The 14,246-nt window shown below is 69.6% G+C and carries 13 protein-coding genes; 8 read left to right on the forward strand and 5 right to left on the reverse strand.

The annotated features are described in order from the left end of the window. The first annotated feature begins 8 nt into the window (after positions 1–8). The 4 genes from AC2EAL_RS19920 (at position 9) to AC2EAL_RS19935 (ending at position 5,155) form a co-directional block, all read left to right on the forward strand. The gene (locus AC2EAL_RS19920) at positions 9–1,142 is read left to right on the forward strand and encodes a Gfo/Idh/MocA family protein (RefSeq protein ID WP_484725981.1); all 1,134 of its coding nucleotides are present in this window, start codon (positions 9–11) and stop codon (positions 1,140–1,142) included. Positions 1,143–1,239: 97 nt separating this feature from the next. After that, on the forward strand, positions 1,240–2,814 hold the full coding sequence (locus tag AC2EAL_RS19925) for a glycoside hydrolase family 43 protein (RefSeq protein ID WP_484725982.1): 1,575 nt from the start codon (positions 1,240–1,242) through the stop codon (positions 2,812–2,814). Between the two features lie 66 nt (positions 2,815–2,880). Further along, the gene (locus tag AC2EAL_RS19930) at positions 2,881–3,537 is read left to right on the forward strand and encodes a GntR family transcriptional regulator (RefSeq protein ID WP_484725983.1); all 657 of its coding nucleotides are present in this window, start codon (positions 2,881–2,883) and stop codon (positions 3,535–3,537) included. Positions 3,538–3,760: 223 nt separating this feature from the next. Further along, a complete protein-coding gene (locus AC2EAL_RS19935; protein WP_484725984.1) occupies positions 3,761–5,155 on the forward strand; it encodes an aspartate aminotransferase family protein in 1,395 nt (464 codons plus the stop codon). Positions 5,156–5,226: 71 nt separating this feature from the next. Here the strand turns inward: AC2EAL_RS19935 and mtnA are convergent, their stop codons facing one another. Then, entirely contained in the window at positions 5,227–6,345 is a 1,119-nt protein-coding gene (mtnA, locus tag AC2EAL_RS19940) for an S-methyl-5-thioribose-1-phosphate isomerase (protein ID WP_484725998.1), read from the reverse strand. Positions 6,346–6,466: 121 nt separating this feature from the next. Between mtnA and AC2EAL_RS19945 the strand changes: the two genes are divergently transcribed. Genes AC2EAL_RS19945 through AC2EAL_RS19960 form a run of 4 tightly spaced genes read left to right on the forward strand, consistent with a single transcriptional unit; the run spans position 6,467 to position 10,345 of the window. Then, positions 6,467–7,453, forward strand: coding sequence for an NAD-dependent epimerase/dehydratase family protein (locus AC2EAL_RS19945; RefSeq protein ID WP_484725985.1), 987 nt, complete (start codon positions 6,467–6,469; stop codon positions 7,451–7,453). Further along, the gene (locus AC2EAL_RS19950; RefSeq protein ID WP_484725986.1) at positions 7,450–8,571 is read left to right on the forward strand and encodes a glycosyltransferase family 2 protein; all 1,122 of its coding nucleotides are present in this window, start codon (positions 7,450–7,452) and stop codon (positions 8,569–8,571) included. Before AC2EAL_RS19945 ends, AC2EAL_RS19950 begins: the two co-directional genes overlap by 4 nt. Before the next feature lie 53 nt (positions 8,572–8,624). Further along, positions 8,625–9,113 (forward strand): hypothetical protein, encoded by a 489-nt coding sequence (locus AC2EAL_RS19955; protein ID WP_484725987.1) that lies wholly within the window; start codon positions 8,625–8,627, stop codon positions 9,111–9,113. Then, positions 9,110–10,345, forward strand: coding sequence for a glycosyltransferase (locus AC2EAL_RS19960; RefSeq protein ID WP_484725988.1), 1,236 nt, complete (start codon positions 9,110–9,112; stop codon positions 10,343–10,345). The genes AC2EAL_RS19955 and AC2EAL_RS19960 overlap by 4 nt, the downstream gene beginning before the upstream one ends. Here AC2EAL_RS19960 and AC2EAL_RS19965 read toward each other — a convergent pair. From AC2EAL_RS19965 to AC2EAL_RS19980, 4 genes are all read right to left on the reverse strand, one after another. Continuing rightward, on the reverse strand, positions 10,329–11,507 hold the full coding sequence (locus AC2EAL_RS19965) for a CoF synthetase (RefSeq protein ID WP_484725989.1): 1,179 nt from the start codon (positions 11,505–11,507) through the stop codon (positions 10,329–10,331). The genes AC2EAL_RS19960 and AC2EAL_RS19965 overlap by 17 nt on opposite strands. After that, a complete protein-coding gene (locus AC2EAL_RS19970) occupies positions 11,504–12,265 on the reverse strand; it encodes an MBL fold metallo-hydrolase (RefSeq protein ID WP_484725990.1) in 762 nt (253 codons plus the stop codon). Before AC2EAL_RS19970 ends, AC2EAL_RS19965 begins: the two co-directional genes overlap by 4 nt. Before the next feature lie 2 nt (positions 12,266–12,267). Continuing rightward, entirely contained in the window at positions 12,268–13,242 is a 975-nt protein-coding gene (locus AC2EAL_RS19975) for a 3-oxoacyl-ACP synthase III family protein (RefSeq protein ID WP_484725991.1), read from the reverse strand. Positions 13,243–13,348: 106 nt separating this feature from the next. Then, positions 13,349–14,246: HlyD family type I secretion periplasmic adaptor subunit (locus tag AC2EAL_RS19980; protein WP_484725992.1), on the reverse strand; the 898-nt coding region annotated here is incomplete at its 5' end.

Here is a 14,246-nt window from a genome sequence, read left to right on the forward strand (position 1 = left end):
AGGACAAAATGGCAAATCTCGGTCTCGGCATCATCGGATGCGGCAATATCTCGACGAGCTACCTGCGGCTTGCGCCCCTTTTCAAGGGGCTGGAAGTGCGGGCCGTCGCGGACGTCAACATGGAGGCGGCGAAGGCGCGCGCGGCAGAGTTCAACGTGAAGGCGCAGTCGGTTGATGATCTGCTGGCCAACAAGGACGTGGACGTGGTCATCAACCTGACCATCCCGGACGCGCACTACCCGGTGACGAAGCGCATCCTCGAGGCCGGGAAGCACGCCTATTCGGAAAAGCCCCTGGTCCTGACGCTGGAACAGGGTGTTACGCTGCGCGACCTGGCGAAGTCGAAGGGCCTGGCCGTGGGCTGCGCGCCGGACACCTTCCTGGGCGGCGCGCACCAGCAGGCGCGGGCGGCGCTGGATGAGGGGCGCGTGGGTCAGGTCACCGCGGGCTGCGCGGCGGTCCTGAACCACGGGATGGAGCATTGGCATCCGAACCCCGACTTCTTCTTCCTGCCGGGCGCGGGGCCGATGCTGGACCTGGGGCCTTACTATGTGGCGAACCTCATCAACTTCCTCGGCCCGGTGAAGCGGGTGGGGGCGCTGACCTCGATGGCCGAGAAGGAGCGGACGATCTCGAACGGGGCGCGGAATGGCGAGAAGGTCCCGGTCAAGACGCCGACCAACATCCATGCTCTGCTGGAGTTTACCAGCGGGGCGACGATCAACCTGTCGACCTCGTGGGACGTCTGGCACCACAAGCGCAACCACTTTGAACTTTATGGCACCGAGGGCACGCTCTACGTCCCCGACCCGAACTTCTTCGGCGGGACGGTGGAGATCGGCGGCAAGGACGGCAGCCTGACCACGCTCGAACCCTGGGACCACCCGTTCGGCATCCCGAACCAGGAACATCCGCAGCGCGGGCCCTTGGCCAACTACCGCACGGCGGGTCTGGCCGACATGGTCGCCGCGCTGCAGGGCGGGCGCGATGCGCGCTGCAGCCTGGAGCGGACGCTGCATGGCGTCGACGTGATGATGGCTTGTCTCACCTCAGGCGAGACCGGGCAGTTCGTCACGCTGACGACAACCTGCACCCGGCCAGCGGCCCTGTCGCCGACTGAGGCACGGGCGCTGTTGCGCTGAAGGGTTGGCCGGGCCCCGGCACCTCCCTGTCGGGTCGGCCGCGTGGGCGGAGGGATTGAGGGATCCTTCCGCCCGCATCCATGACAAGAGGTTGATGATGCTGGAAAACCCCGTGATCCGCGGCTTCAATGCCGACCCGTCGTTCTGTCGCGTGGGCGAGGACTATTACATCGCGACCTCGACCTTCGAATGGTATCCGGGGGTGCAGATCCACCACTCCCGCGACCTGGTGAACTGGCGGCTGGTGTCGCGGCCCCTGCGACGGGCGAGCCAGCTGGACATGCGCGGGAACCCGGACAGCTGCGGGATTTGGGCTCCGTGCATGTCCTACGCGGACGGGAAGTTCTGGCTGGTCTATACGGACGTGAAGCGGCTGGATGGGGCGTTCAAGGACGCGCACAACTACATCGTCACCTGCGAGACGGTGGACGGGGAGTGGTCGGACCCCACTTACGTCAATTCCTCGGGGTTTGACCCGTCCTTGTTCCATGACCGGGACGGGCGGAAATGGTTCGTCAACATGCGCTGGAACCATCGCGAGAAGGGCTCGGGGCTGAACCCGGCGAATGACCGGTTTGACGGGATCGAATTGCAGGAATGGCACCCGGAGAAGGGGCTGCTGGGCGAGGTTTCGACGATCTATGTCGGCACCGACTTGGGCCTGACCGAAGCGCCGCATCTCTTCTGGCGGGACGGGTATTATTACCTGACGACCGCGGAAGGGGGCACGGGCTATGACCATGCGGTGACCTTGGCGCGGTCGCGGGACATTCGCGGGCCGTATGAGACGCATCCGCAGAAGCACGTGATCACGGCGCGGTTCGCGTCGCAGAACCCTATCCAGCGGATGGGGCATGGGCAGTATGTCGAAGGGCATGACGGGCGGTTCTGGCATTCGTACCTCTGCGGGCGGCCGCAGAAGGGTCCGCGCGGGCTCTTCTGCGCGACGGGCCGGGAGACGGGGCTGGCCGAGGTCGTCTGGCGCGACGGGTGGCTGTGGCTGAAGGATGGGGGGATGCTGCCTCCGACCACGGTCGATCTGCCGGTGGAGCGGGTGGTGCCGGTCGCGGTGGAGTACGACTTCACGGGCTCGGCACTGCCGATGGACTTCCAGTGGCTGCGGACGCCTCAGCCGGATCGCATCTTCCGGATGACCGGCAGCGCCCTGCGCCTGATCGGGCGGGAAAGCCTCGGGTCGTGGTTCGAGCAGTCGCTGGTCGCGCGGCGGCAGGATGAACCCAGCTATGAAGCGGAGTGCGATGTGGTCGCGGACCCGCCCAATTGGCAGCGGGCGGCGGGGCTGATCACCTATTACAACCGGCACAAGTTTCATGCGGCCCTGGTGACGCGCGAGGGCGGCGAGCGGGTGGTGACCCTGGTGTCTTGCCTCGGCGACTGGCCCGGCGAGGCGCTGACTTTCCACGGGCGGTTCCCGGTGGCGGAGGGCAAGGTGACGCTGGGGGTCGGCGTCGACCGGTCGGTGCAGCGCTTCAGCGTCAATGGCGTGGCAGTGGGGCCGGAGCTGGATGCCTCGGTGGTGTCGGACGAGGGCGGGCGGGGCGAGCATGCCTCCTTCACCGGGGCCTTTGTCGGCGTCGTCGCGCATGACCTGACGGGGCAGGGCTGGACGGCGGATGTGACGCGGTTCCGCTATGCGCCAAACGCGTCCTGAGGATTTGATCAACTCTTGATTGCCGGGCAGATGGCGTCATAAAGGGGCGACGTGAGGGGAGCCCCAATGGACGCCGACAGCCGCAAGATCCCGAGCCATGAGGTCACCTACGCGCGGCTGCGTGACATGATCCTGTTCGGACATCTCGCCCCCGGTGCGCCGGTGACGATCCAGGGGCTGATCACCGACCTTGGGGCTGGGATGACCCCGGTGCGCGAGGCGATACGGCGGCTGACCGCCGAGGGCGCACTGCTGCCGCAGGGCAACCGGCGGGTGGCGGTGCCGGAGCTTTCGTCCGAAATGCTGGAGCAGGTGGCCTTCGCGCGGCTGGCGATCGAGCCGAAGCTGGCGGAACTCGCCGCGCCGAAGCTGACGGCAGCGCAGATCGACCGGCTGGAGGCGATCGACGGGGCGGTGAACCGGGCCATCGGGGCGGGGAAGCTGCCGGACTACCTGGCGGCGAACCATGCCTTCCACTTTGCCCTCTATGAGGCGGCGGAAGCCCCGGTCCTTCTGGACCTCGCGCGGTCCTTGTGGCTGCGGGCGGGGCCCTCCCTGCGCGCCGTGATCGACCGCTATGGCCGCGAGGCCGCGCCGGACCTGCACCGTGAGGCGCTGGCAGCGATGCGGTCAGGGGATGCCAAGGCCCTTGCCCGGGCGATTGAGCAGGACATCCAGCAGGGCGTCGATCACGTCCGGCAGGCGCTGGCCGAGGGCCACTGACGGGTTTCGAATTGAGCGCTGACGCGCGAGGCTTTTGTCTCGTCGTCGGCCCTGCGCCTCCTCCTCGGATGATGGGGGCGCTGCCCCCAAACCCCCGGGATATTTGGGGAAGAGAAAGGCGTCAGATAATTTGATCAAATTTCTTGAACGGCGGCGCGTTTGATCATATCCTCGCGATCAAGACGGGGCAGCAGGCCCTGCCGATTCCCGCGAGGTCACCCCCATGAACATGATCACCAACCACATGCCGACGGCCGAATTGCAGCGCCTGGACGCCGCACACCACTTCCACCCCTTTACCGACAAGGCGGGGCTGGCGGCCAAGGGCGCGCGGGTCATCACGCGGGGGGAAGGCGTCTGGCTGACCGACAGCGAGGGCAATCGGATCATCGACGGGATGGCGGGGCTGTGGTGTGTGAACATCGGCTATGGCCGCAAGGAACTGGCCCAGGTCGCGGCGCGGCAGATGGAGGAGCTGGCCTATTACAACACCTTCTTCCAGACGACCCATGTGCCGGCCATCGCGCTGGCGGCGGAGATCGCTAAGCTTGCGCCCGGTGATCTGAACCACGTGTTCTTCGCGGGCTCGGGGTCGGAGGCGAACGACACCAACATCCGCCTGGTGCGCCGGTACTGGGACGTGAAGGGGATGCCCTGGCGCAAGACCATCATCGCGCGGTGGAACGGGTATCATGGCTCCACGATGGGCGGCGGCTCGCTTGGCGGGATGAAGCCGATCCACGCGCATGGCGGCAAGATCGACGGGATCGAGCATATCGACCAGCCCTACTGGTGGGGCGAGGGCGGGGACATGTCGGAAGACGAGTTCGGCCTGGCCCGCGCGCGGCAGCTGGAGGAGAAGATCCTGCAGCTGGGGCCGGACAATGTGGCCGCCTTCATTGGCGAGCCGATCCAGGGTGCGGGCGGCGTGATCGTGCCACCCAAGACCTACTGGCCGGAAATCCAGCGGATCTGCAACAAGTACGGGATCCTGCTGATCGCCGACGAGGTCATCACCGGCTTTGGTCGGACCGGGAAATGGTTCGGGTCCGAGACCTTCAACATCAAGCCGCATATCATGACCATCGCGAAGGGGCTCAGCTCGGGCTATGCGCCGATTGGTGGGTCGATCGTCTGTGACGAGGTGGCCAACGTTGTAGGTGGTGGCGGGGAGTTCTTCCACGGCTATACCTACAGTGGCCATCCGGTGGCCTGCGCGGTAGCGCTGGAGAACCTGCGGATCATGCAGGACGAGAAGATCGTGGAGCATGTGCGGGACGTGGCCTCGCCCTACCTGCGCGAGCGGTGGGAGAAGCTGACCGACCATCCGATGGTGGGCGAGGCGAAGCTCGTGGGGCTGATGGGCTCCATCGCGCTGACCCCGAACAAGGCCAAGCGGGCGAAGTTTGCCAGCGAGGCGGGGACCGTCGGTTACAAGACCCGGGAGCGGTGCTTTGCCAACAACCTGATCATGCGGCACGTGGGCGACCGGATGATCATCGCGCCGCCGCTGGTGATCACCCCCGCCGAGATCGACGTGCTGATCGAGCGGGCGAAGAAGTCGCTGGACGAGGCCTACAAGATCGTCAAGGACGAGGGGTTGTGGGTCGAGGCTTGAGTCTGCCCACGGTGGACATTTTCTGATTTCGACGCGCAATCAACGGCTTGCGCGCGGGCGTTCAGGAAGGGTTAGGCATCTTTCGACGCGCCCGCGACGGCGGCCCTGAGGTCCGGAAACATCGCGGCAAGGCCCGCTTCGGTCGCCGGGCAAAGGCCGCGTTCGGTCAGGAGGCCGGTGACCAGATCGGCCGGGGTCACGTCGAAGGCAGGGTTCCTGGCCCCCGTCCCATTGGGTGAAATCTGCACCGTTCGGATCGCGCCATCGGTGTCGCGGCCCTGGATCAGGGTGACCTCGGCGGGGCTGCGGTCCTCGATTGGAATCTCGCGCAGGCCGTCCATCACCCGCCAGTCAATGGTGGGTGAAGGCAGGGCCACGTAGAACGGCACACCGTTCGCCCGCGCCGCCAGCGCCTTGAGATAGGTGCCGATCTTGTTGCAGACATCGCCCCGCGCTGTGGTGCGGTCGGTGCCGACGATGACCATGTCGACCTCGCCATGCTGCATCAGGTGGCCGCCCGCATTGTCGACGATCAGGTCATGGCTGATGCCGTGGCTGTTCAGCTCCCAAGCGGTCAGCTGGGCCCCCTGGTTGCGCGGGCGGGTTTCGTCGACGAAGACATGGACGGGGATGCCCGCCGCATCGGCATGGTAGATCGGGCTGGTGGCAGTGCCCCAGTCGACGGTGGCAAGCCAGCCCGCGTTGCAGTGGGTCAGGATGTTGACCGGCTTGCCGGGCTTGGTCGCGGCGATCTTGCGGATGATGTGGAGGCCATGGAGGCCGATCTGGCGGTTGATCTCGACATCCTCGTCACAGAGCGCCTTCGCCCGGGCGGCTGCGGCGGCGGCGCGGGCTGACGGGGGCAGGGGGGCGAGCAGGCGGCGCATCTCGTCGAGCGCCCAGCGGAGGTTGATCGCGGTGGGGCGGGTGGCGTGGAGGATGTCCCAGGTCTCAGCCAGCGCCCTGTCCGAGGGGTCCTCGGCCATCTGCATCGCCATCCCCCAGGCGGCGGTGGCCCCGATCAGCGGCGCGCCCCGCACCCACATGTCGCGGATCGCGGTGGCAAAGTCGGCGCGGGTGATCAGGGGCACTATGCGCAGCTCATGCGGCAGCCAGCGCTGGTCGATCACCTGCACCACGCCCCGGTCGTCGCGCCAGATCGTGCGATAGGCCTGGCCGTTGATCTTCATCGCGGGTCCTCCGTTCCGTCGCGCCATGGTGACGCTGGTGCGGGCGCCCTGCAAGGCCTTGGCAGCGAGGGGCTGGAAGTTCTGACTTTCGTTCCGCCCGATCCCGGGTATTGCTGGCGGCATGAGGATACTGGTCACCGGCACAAGCGGTTTCGTCGGCGGGGCGGTCGGGCGCTATCTGCGGTCGCGCGGGCATCACGTCACCGGCCTGTCGCGCCGCCCGCCCCGGGTTGAGGCCGCCGACGTTGCGGTGGCGCATGACCTGACGCGCGGGGTGCCGGACCTTGCGCCCTTCGATACCGTCATCCACGCCGCCGCCCTGTCCGCGCCCTGGGGGCGGCCTGCGGCTTTTGACGCGGCCAATGTGACGGGGACGCGCCATGCCTTGGCGCTGGCAGCGCGGACGGGGGCGCGGTTCATCCTGATTTCGTCTTCCTCTGTCTTGTACGCCGAGGGCGATCAGGAGGATCTGCCCGAGGCGCCTGCGCCCATGACGCCGGCGGTCAATGACTATGCCCGAACGAAGCGGGCAGCCGAGGCGTTGGTCGCCGCCTATCCCGGGTCCTGGGCGATCCTGCGGCCGCGCGCCGTCTATGGCGTGGGCGACACGGTGTTGTTTCCCCGCATCGCCCGCGCGGCCCGGCTGCGGGTCTTGCCGCGCTTTCGGACGGTGGTTCCGGCGCGGGGGGACCTGGTGTCGATCGATACGCTGGTGCGGCAGGTCGCGCGGGCGGTGGAGGGGCAGGCAGAGGGCATCTTCCACCTGATCGACCAAAGCCCGGTCGGCATCGAGGCCTTCGTTGCGGACGTGCTGGCGCGGCTGGGCCTGCCCGGGCCGTCGCTGACCGTTGGCGTCGATGGTGCGCGCCGGGCTGCTGTGGCGCTGGAGGCCTTGTCTCGCCGGACCGGCTGGTGGGAGCCTCCGCTGACCCGCTTCGGGGTGGAAGTGTTCACTGCGACAAAGACCTTTCAGGATGCGCGCACTCGCGCCGAGCTGGGGCCGCCGGACGTGCCGACAAACCTGGCGGTTGAGCGCTTTCGCCGCTGGTGGCAGGGGGGCGCGCGGCTGGATGATCCCGCCATGGGCCAGGTGGGGGCGGACCCGTGATCGGTGTGGTACTGGTTGGACTGGGGCTGGTTTACGCGGGCTGTCACGCGGTGCGGTTGCGGCTCGCTTGGCGGCATCGGGATGGGGCGGGGGTGTCGCCGGTTTCGGTGACAGTGCTACAGCCGATCCTGTCGGGCGACCCGACGCTGGAGGAGACGCTGGCCCATGGGCCGGACCATGCGCCGGGGGCACGGTTCGTCTGGCTGGTTGATGACGATGATCCCGAGGGCCAGCGGGTGGCCTTCGGGCTGGCCGAGGGGCGGACAGGCGTGCAGGTGGTGACGGGCCGCCCGCCACATGATGGCGAGAACCCCAAGACGCTGAAGCTGATCCGGGGCGAGGCTCTGGCCGATACCGATGTGCTGGCCGTGCTGGACGATGACACCACGCTGGAACCCGGCGGGCTGGAACGGCTGGCGGGTTTGGCGCGGGGCTCCGGGGGGCTCGCGACGGCCCTGCCCAGCTGGGGGCGGACGCCTGCGACGGCGGCCGAGGCGCTGGTGGCGGGGTTTGTCGACGGGCAGGGCGCCTCGGCTTATCTCGCGATGGCGCGGCTGGGGCGGAACCGGACGATCAACGGGATGGCCTATGCAGTCGATGCCGGGGCCTTGCGGCAGATGGGCGGCTTTGCGGCGATGGGCCATTCGGTGACGGATGACTGGGCGGTTGCGCAGCTGCTTGCGGGGAATGGCCGCCCGATCCTGCAGACGGCTGTGCCCGCGCGGGTGGCGGTGACGCTGCGGGGGCTGCCAGAGGCGCTGCGCCTGTTGCGGCGCTGGACGGTCTTTGCGCATCGCTATGTGGCGGCGAACCTCGACGGGGCGATGCTGGGGCTGGTGCTGGTGCCCGCCGTGCTGCCCCTCGTGGGGCTGGTGCTGGCGGTGTTCGACGGGCCGTTGGCGGTGGTGGTCTGGCTGGGCCTGCTGGTGGTGCGGGCGGCGCTGCATCGGCGGCTGGTGCGGGCGATCGGGGGGCGGGGGACGGCTCCGATCTGGGCGGTGGTGGCGGCAGAGCTGGTGTTGCCGCTGGTGTCGATTGCCGCGGCGCTGCGGCCCGGGCGTATCCGCTGGCGCAGCCGCCGGATGAGGCTGACGGCGGACGGGATCCGGTACGAGTGACAGTGGCTCGCGTCGCACTTTTGACCGGCCGGTCGGACCCTGCGCGGACCGGGTTGGCCCCTGTGCAATCGGAGTTCCTGGCCGCGGTGACTCCGGGGCATCTGGAAGGGGTGCGGGACGGCTATCCTTGGGTTGGCGGGGTACCTGAGGGGGCGGTGCCGCTGCCCTTGGCCGCCTGGCGCAACGCCGTGCAGTGGCGGGCGGCGCGGACGGGGGCGGCGCGCGAGGCGGTCGCGGGGCGGCTGATGGCGCTGGGTGGGCCGGTGGCGATCATCACCGGAAGCTGCGGGCTGGATCTGCTGCGGTGCGGCTGGGTCGAAGGGGTCTGTCGGCTGGTCATCGCCCTGGGCCCGGTGCTGGGGGAACGGCCGCACTGGCCCGGGGTGCGGCTGGTCACGGTGGTGGGTGAGCGCGACCTGATCTCGCGCGCGCTGCACCGGGCCGCGCCGGATGTCCGGGTGCCGTGCGGGCACATGGGCTATTGGACCTGCCCAGAGACGAGGGCTGCGGTGGCGGGTCTGTTGCGGGACTGGCGGGGATGAGGGTCCTGGTCATCGCGCCACCCTTTGCCGGGCATCTGGACCGGCTGGTGCCGTTGATCTTGGCGGCGCAGGGGGCGGGGCATGCGGTAAGGGTGCTGACCGGGCATGCTCGGCTGCCGTTCCTGCAGGCGCGGGGGATCGAGGCGGCGGCCCCGCCATCGCTCGCCCCCGGCGCGCTGGAGCATCTGGCCGAGGGGTTTGGTCGGATCACCGGGCGGCCCTGGGCGGCGCTGGCGCAGCTGCGGGCGAACCTGGCGCTGGTGCCGGGGCTGACGGATGACCTGTGCGATGAAATCCTCAGCTGGCGGGCCGATGTGCTGGTCGCCGACAGCGTGGCGCTGATGGCGGGACCGGCGGCGGCGCGGACGGGGGTGCCATGGGTCACCATGGTCGCCTCACCCCTGTCGCTGTACGCGCCGAACGGGACGCCGTCCTTCTGTGGCGGCTGGACTCCTCCGCGTGGAATGCCGGGGCGGGTGCGGGATGCGGTGGGGCGGCTGGGACATCGCGCCCTGCGGCAGGCGGTCTTTGCCCTGTTTCGCCGCCAGTTGCCGCCTGAGCTTTCCCGACCGTTCCGTGCGGACGGCAGCGAGGCGATCTATTCACCGCAGGCTATCCTGGGCCTGGGGATGGCGGAACTGGAGTTTCCCCGGCGCTGGCCGGGGGCGTTTCAGATGATCGGCCCCCTCGCCTCTGCCCCGTTGCTGGACCCTGCGCCCGAGCTGCCGCAGGCCAATCGGCTGATCTTTGCCACGCTTGGCACGCATCTGCCCTGGGCGCGGGCGCGGTGGCGAGCGGGTCTGCAGAGGATGGCGGAAGACCGGCCCGACTGGGTGATCGTCGCTTCGGCGGGCCGGATGGAAGGAGGGCCGAGCGGATCGATTGGACCACGAAACCTGCTGGTCGTACCGCGCCTCTGCTATCAGCGCGACCTGCCACGGTTCGATGCGGTGATCCATCATGGCGGCACCGGCATCGCCTATTCGGCCATTGCGGCAGGGATGCCGAGCCTGGTCGTGCCGCAGGATTTCGACCAGTTCGACATGGCCGCGCGGATCGAATGGCATGGGTTGGGGCTACGCGCCAAGTCGCTGGTGGGCGCGGCGGGATTGGTGGACCGTCTGCTTTCGGAAGACTGGCCCGCCATCCCCCGCTTTCGCGCTGCCGCTGCGGCCTATGACCCCGCCGAGCGGTTCTTGGCCACGCTGGAACGGGTCACGCAATCCGCATGACGCGGCGCAGTTTGGTGTCCTCGGGCGGGGTGAGGGGCCGGGTTTCCACAGTGATCGGGCGATCCAACAGTGCCTGAAGCGCCGCGCTGGGTCCTGAGGGATCGGTACCCGGCGGCAGGGTCAGAACCGGATCGTCCTCGCCCTGCTGCACCAGCCGGAAATCCGGCGCGCCGGCGTTCAGCACCGCATGGGTCAGCCGGTCCGGGGCGATGCCGCCGATCCGGTCCGCGGCCCGTCCCGCCACCACCACCGCGCGCAAGGGCGAGCCGCAGGTACAGGGCACGACGCGCAACAGATCGCCGGTCCGGTAGCGCGCCATGGTCTGCGCAGTGCGGGAGAAGTCGGTGACCACCGCCTCGACCGCGTCATCGCCGGCGGGGACGAGGTCGAAATGCAGGCAATCCTCGGCCAGGTGCAGCCGCCCGTGCTGGCAGCTGACGGCAAAGAGGCCCTCGGTCGCCATGTAGATCTCGCCCAGCTGCGCCCCGGGAAAGCTTGCCCGGATCGCGGCGCGGTCGGGTGGGTCCAGCAGTTCGGCTGCCGAGAAGATGCGTTGCGGCGCAAGGGTCGTGCGCTGCAGGGCGAGCCAGTGCAACAGGCGTGGCGGGGCGACGATGACGTCGGGGCGGAAGGCCTCCAACCTTGTGCGCGCGCCGGCGAAGCCCTCGGCCAGCGAGACGAAGCAGAGGGGCAGCGCCCGCCCGTCCCCTGCGGCGTCATAGAGCGCGGAGCCGCGCGGCAGGGCCACCGCGACGCGCGGACGGGCAAGGGCGGCAAGGCCCAGCGTCTTGGCCAGGATCGTGCCCAGCCACAGGAACCGCTCTGCTTCGGAGATGAGATAGGGCATCCGGCGGCCCGAGGTGGTGCCGGTGCTGAGGCCGACGTGATGGCCCGTGGGCAGGGGAGCGCGGCCTTCGGCAATGGCGGTCGCGGCGTCAGTGGAGAGGCCCAGGCGGTTCAGGCTGGCGAAATTGGCCATCAGGCTGTGACGGTCCATCTCGGGCAGGGCCAGCAGCCTGTCCACCCCGACATGGTCGTGCAGCCAGGCCTGCAGACGGCGGGCTTGCCAGGCCTCGAACCGCGCGCGGTCGCGCTGCCAGGCGGCCCTCGCCAAGGTCGCGGCAAAGGTGCGGAGCGCGATGGCGGCCCCCTGCAGCGTCATGCGGTGAAGACCGGCACCGGGTCGGGGTCGTGGCACAGGACCACGCGCCCGCCCGCGGCGGCAAAGTCGCGGACCCGGGCGAGGCTTTCCATCGCGGCGCGGGGGTCGTCGTAGACCAGCCGGGCCGGTCCGCGTGGCGGGCGGTTTTCGGCAATGGCGGGCCAGACCCATTGCACGTCGGCAGCGTAAAGGACTGGGGTCGCGAAGCCCGGGAACAGAAGCCCCATGTGCCCATCGGCATGGCCGGGCAGGGGGACCGAAAAGACCGAGCCGTCGCCCAGCACGTCCTTGCCCCGGCCGAGGCCAAAGGGCAGGGGGGTATCGCCTGCCATGTCGATCACCCGGTCGGGCAGAAGGTGGGCCATCACCCCATGCCGCAAGGCCCGCCAGGGATGGCGGCGCGCGTGGGCCAGGGCCTGCGCCGGGGCGTGGATCGGGACGCCGGTCAGGCTGCGGACCGAGCCGACGTGATCGGCGTGGAGGTGGGTCAGAAGGACGGCTCCCGGCGGGCGGCCCAGCACGGCCTGGGGGGACAGGGCAGGGTCGACCCGTGGCCGCAGGATCGCGCGGTAGAGCCAAAGGCCCAGGCCCTCGCCCGGGCGGTGGTCGGGCCAGCCCGCGTCGATCAGGATGGGCGGCTGGCCGGGACGTTCCAGCACACCATAGCGGACCGCAAGGTCCAGCCGCCCGCGCCCGCCTGCGAGGACGAGGCGCGCGGGGACCGGGATCCGGGCCTGGGTGTGGAAGGTCAGCCGCATGGTCAAGCCTCCAATACCGCCAGTCCAAAGGTGACGCCAGCGGCGGTGCCCAGCATCAGGGCGCGCGATCCGGGGTGCAGGCGTCCGCTGCGGCGCGCGTGGTCCAGCGTGACGGGAAGCGAGGCCGCGACCTGGTTGCCATGGGTCACCGACAGGTCGACCAGGCGATCCTCGCCCAGCCCCAGGGCACGGGCCATCAGCCGCAGGGCGACGGGGCTGGCCTGGTGCGGGACGACAAGGGCGATGTCGTCGAGGGTCAGGCCATGGGTCTGCAGGCTACCGTGGACGAAATCGTCGAACCGGCGGCGGGTCAGGCCGAAAAGCGCGGGGCCGTCCATCCAGAAGCGCATCTCGTCCAATGGCGCGTCGGTGCCAAGCCGGGTACCGCCGGCGCGGAGGCGGGCGTCCTCATAGCCCGAGGGGTAGGTCTTCAGCGCCACCGGGCCGACCTTCAGCCCCCCCGGGCCTGTGCCCACGACCGCCGCCCCGGCCCCGTCGCCGAACAGGCCCGCCGTCGCGGGGACGCGCCAGTCGAGGTTGTCGCTGATCCGTTCCGAGGCGACGACCAGAACGCGGGACCAGCGCCCAGTCTCGACCATCGCGGCGGCGTGTTGCAGCGCGGCGAGGAACCCCAGGCAGGTTGCGCCGAGGTCATAGGCCGCGACCGCGCCGTCGGGCAGGCCGAGGGCCGTCTGGACCAGGGGCGCGGTGGCGGGGATGGTCTGGTAGGGGACGGCGGCGGCATGGAGGATCGCGTCAAGCGCCGCGGGGTCGATCCCGGCGTCAGTGAGGGCCGCAAGCGCCGCCTCGGCCGCCAGCGCCACCTGGTCGCGCCCGCCCGCGCGGGGCCGCTGGGTGACGCCAGTCAGCCGCTCAACCTCGCCGTCGGGGAGGCCGTGGATGCGGTCAAGCTCCAGGCTGGTGGCAATCGGAAGGTCGCGGGCCGTCCCTGTTCCAAGGATCGAAGCTGTCGGCACGGGCCATCCTCGGCAAGTCTTCCCTGTTCGCCAGACCTAGCCCGCGCCAGGCGGGGCTGTAAAGCGCGGGGACGGCGTGAGTAAGGAGGTCCTGACCCCTGGGGGCCTACGTCTCGCGGAAGGCGTTGCGGAAGTAGTCGGTGAGCGGTTTCAGGAGGTAGGAGAGCGGCGTGCGGTCGCCGGTGCGGATGAAGACGTCGACCGGCATGCCGGGCACCACCTCGGCGTCGCCGAGCGTCTTCAGGGCGGCGGCGTCGATGGCGACTTCGGTGCGGAAGTAGCTTGCGCCGCTGCGGTCATCGGTCAGCGCGTCGGCTGACACCAGCGTCACCTTGCCGATCACTTCGGGCGTGGAGCGGGAGGGCAGCGAGGAGAAGACCAGCCGGACATCCTGGCCGGAATGAACCTCGTCGACATGGGTGACGGGCACGCGCGCGGCGACCAGAAGCGGGCGGTCCTGCGGGACGATGAACATCAGGGCGTCGGCGGGGCGGATCACCGCCTGCGGCGTCGTCACCTGCAGGCCAAGCACCAGGCCTGCGGCGGGCGACCTGACCTCCAGCCGGGTGATCCGGTCGGTCAGGGCGCGGGCCTGCTCGTCCAGCTGGCTTTCGCTGGCCACCACGTCGCGCAATTCGGCCTGGGCCTGTTCGCGCTGCTGGGTCAGAAGCGCGGTGATCTCGATCTCGATCTCGGTGATGCGCCCCTCGGCTTCGGCGCGGGCCGAGGTCAGCTCGCCCAACCGCCCGTTCAACTGCGCGAGTTCGCGGTCCAGCCCCGAGACGCGGGCCGCCTGTGTCAGGCCCTTGGCCAGAAGGTCGCGCTGGGTCGCCAGTTCGGATTCCACAAGGTCGGCCTGGGTGCGGATCGCGTCCTGTTGGGCGGCAAAGCCCTCGATCTGGCTTTCGATCTGGCGGATGCGGGTCTTCCGCTGGTCCTCGGCCTGGGCCATCATCTCGGCCTGGTTGGCGAACAGGCTTTGCTGGCCCGCGACCATCTCGGCC

This window comes from Tabrizicola sp. T74 (assembly GCF_057219935.1).

Bases quoted from the DNA above. Each gene is read 5' to 3' on its own strand.
- AC2EAL_RS19920 (WP_484725981.1), top strand. From the start codon at position 9: ATGGCAAATCTCGGTCTCGGCATCATCGGATGCGGCAATATCTCGACG.
- AC2EAL_RS19925 (WP_484725982.1), top strand. From the start codon at position 1,240: ATGCTGGAAAACCCCGTGATCCGCGGCTTCAATGCCGACCCGTCGTTC.
- AC2EAL_RS19930 (WP_484725983.1), top strand. From the start codon at position 2,881: ATGGACGCCGACAGCCGCAAGATCCCGAGCCATGAGGTCACCTACGCG.
- AC2EAL_RS19935 (WP_484725984.1), top strand. From the start codon at position 3,761: ATGAACATGATCACCAACCACATGCCGACGGCCGAATTGCAGCGCCTG.
- mtnA (WP_484725998.1), bottom strand. From the start codon at position 6,345: ATGAAGATCAACGGCCAGGCCTATCGCACGATCTGGCGCGACGACCGG.
- AC2EAL_RS19945 (WP_484725985.1), top strand. From the start codon at position 6,467: ATGAGGATACTGGTCACCGGCACAAGCGGTTTCGTCGGCGGGGCGGTC.
- AC2EAL_RS19960 (WP_484725988.1), top strand. From the start codon at position 9,110: ATGAGGGTCCTGGTCATCGCGCCACCCTTTGCCGGGCATCTGGACCGG.
- AC2EAL_RS19965 (WP_484725989.1), bottom strand. From the start codon at position 11,507: ATGACGCTGCAGGGGGCCGCCATCGCGCTCCGCACCTTTGCCGCGACC.
- AC2EAL_RS19970 (WP_484725990.1), bottom strand. From the start codon at position 12,265: ATGCGGCTGACCTTCCACACCCAGGCCCGGATCCCGGTCCCCGCGCGC.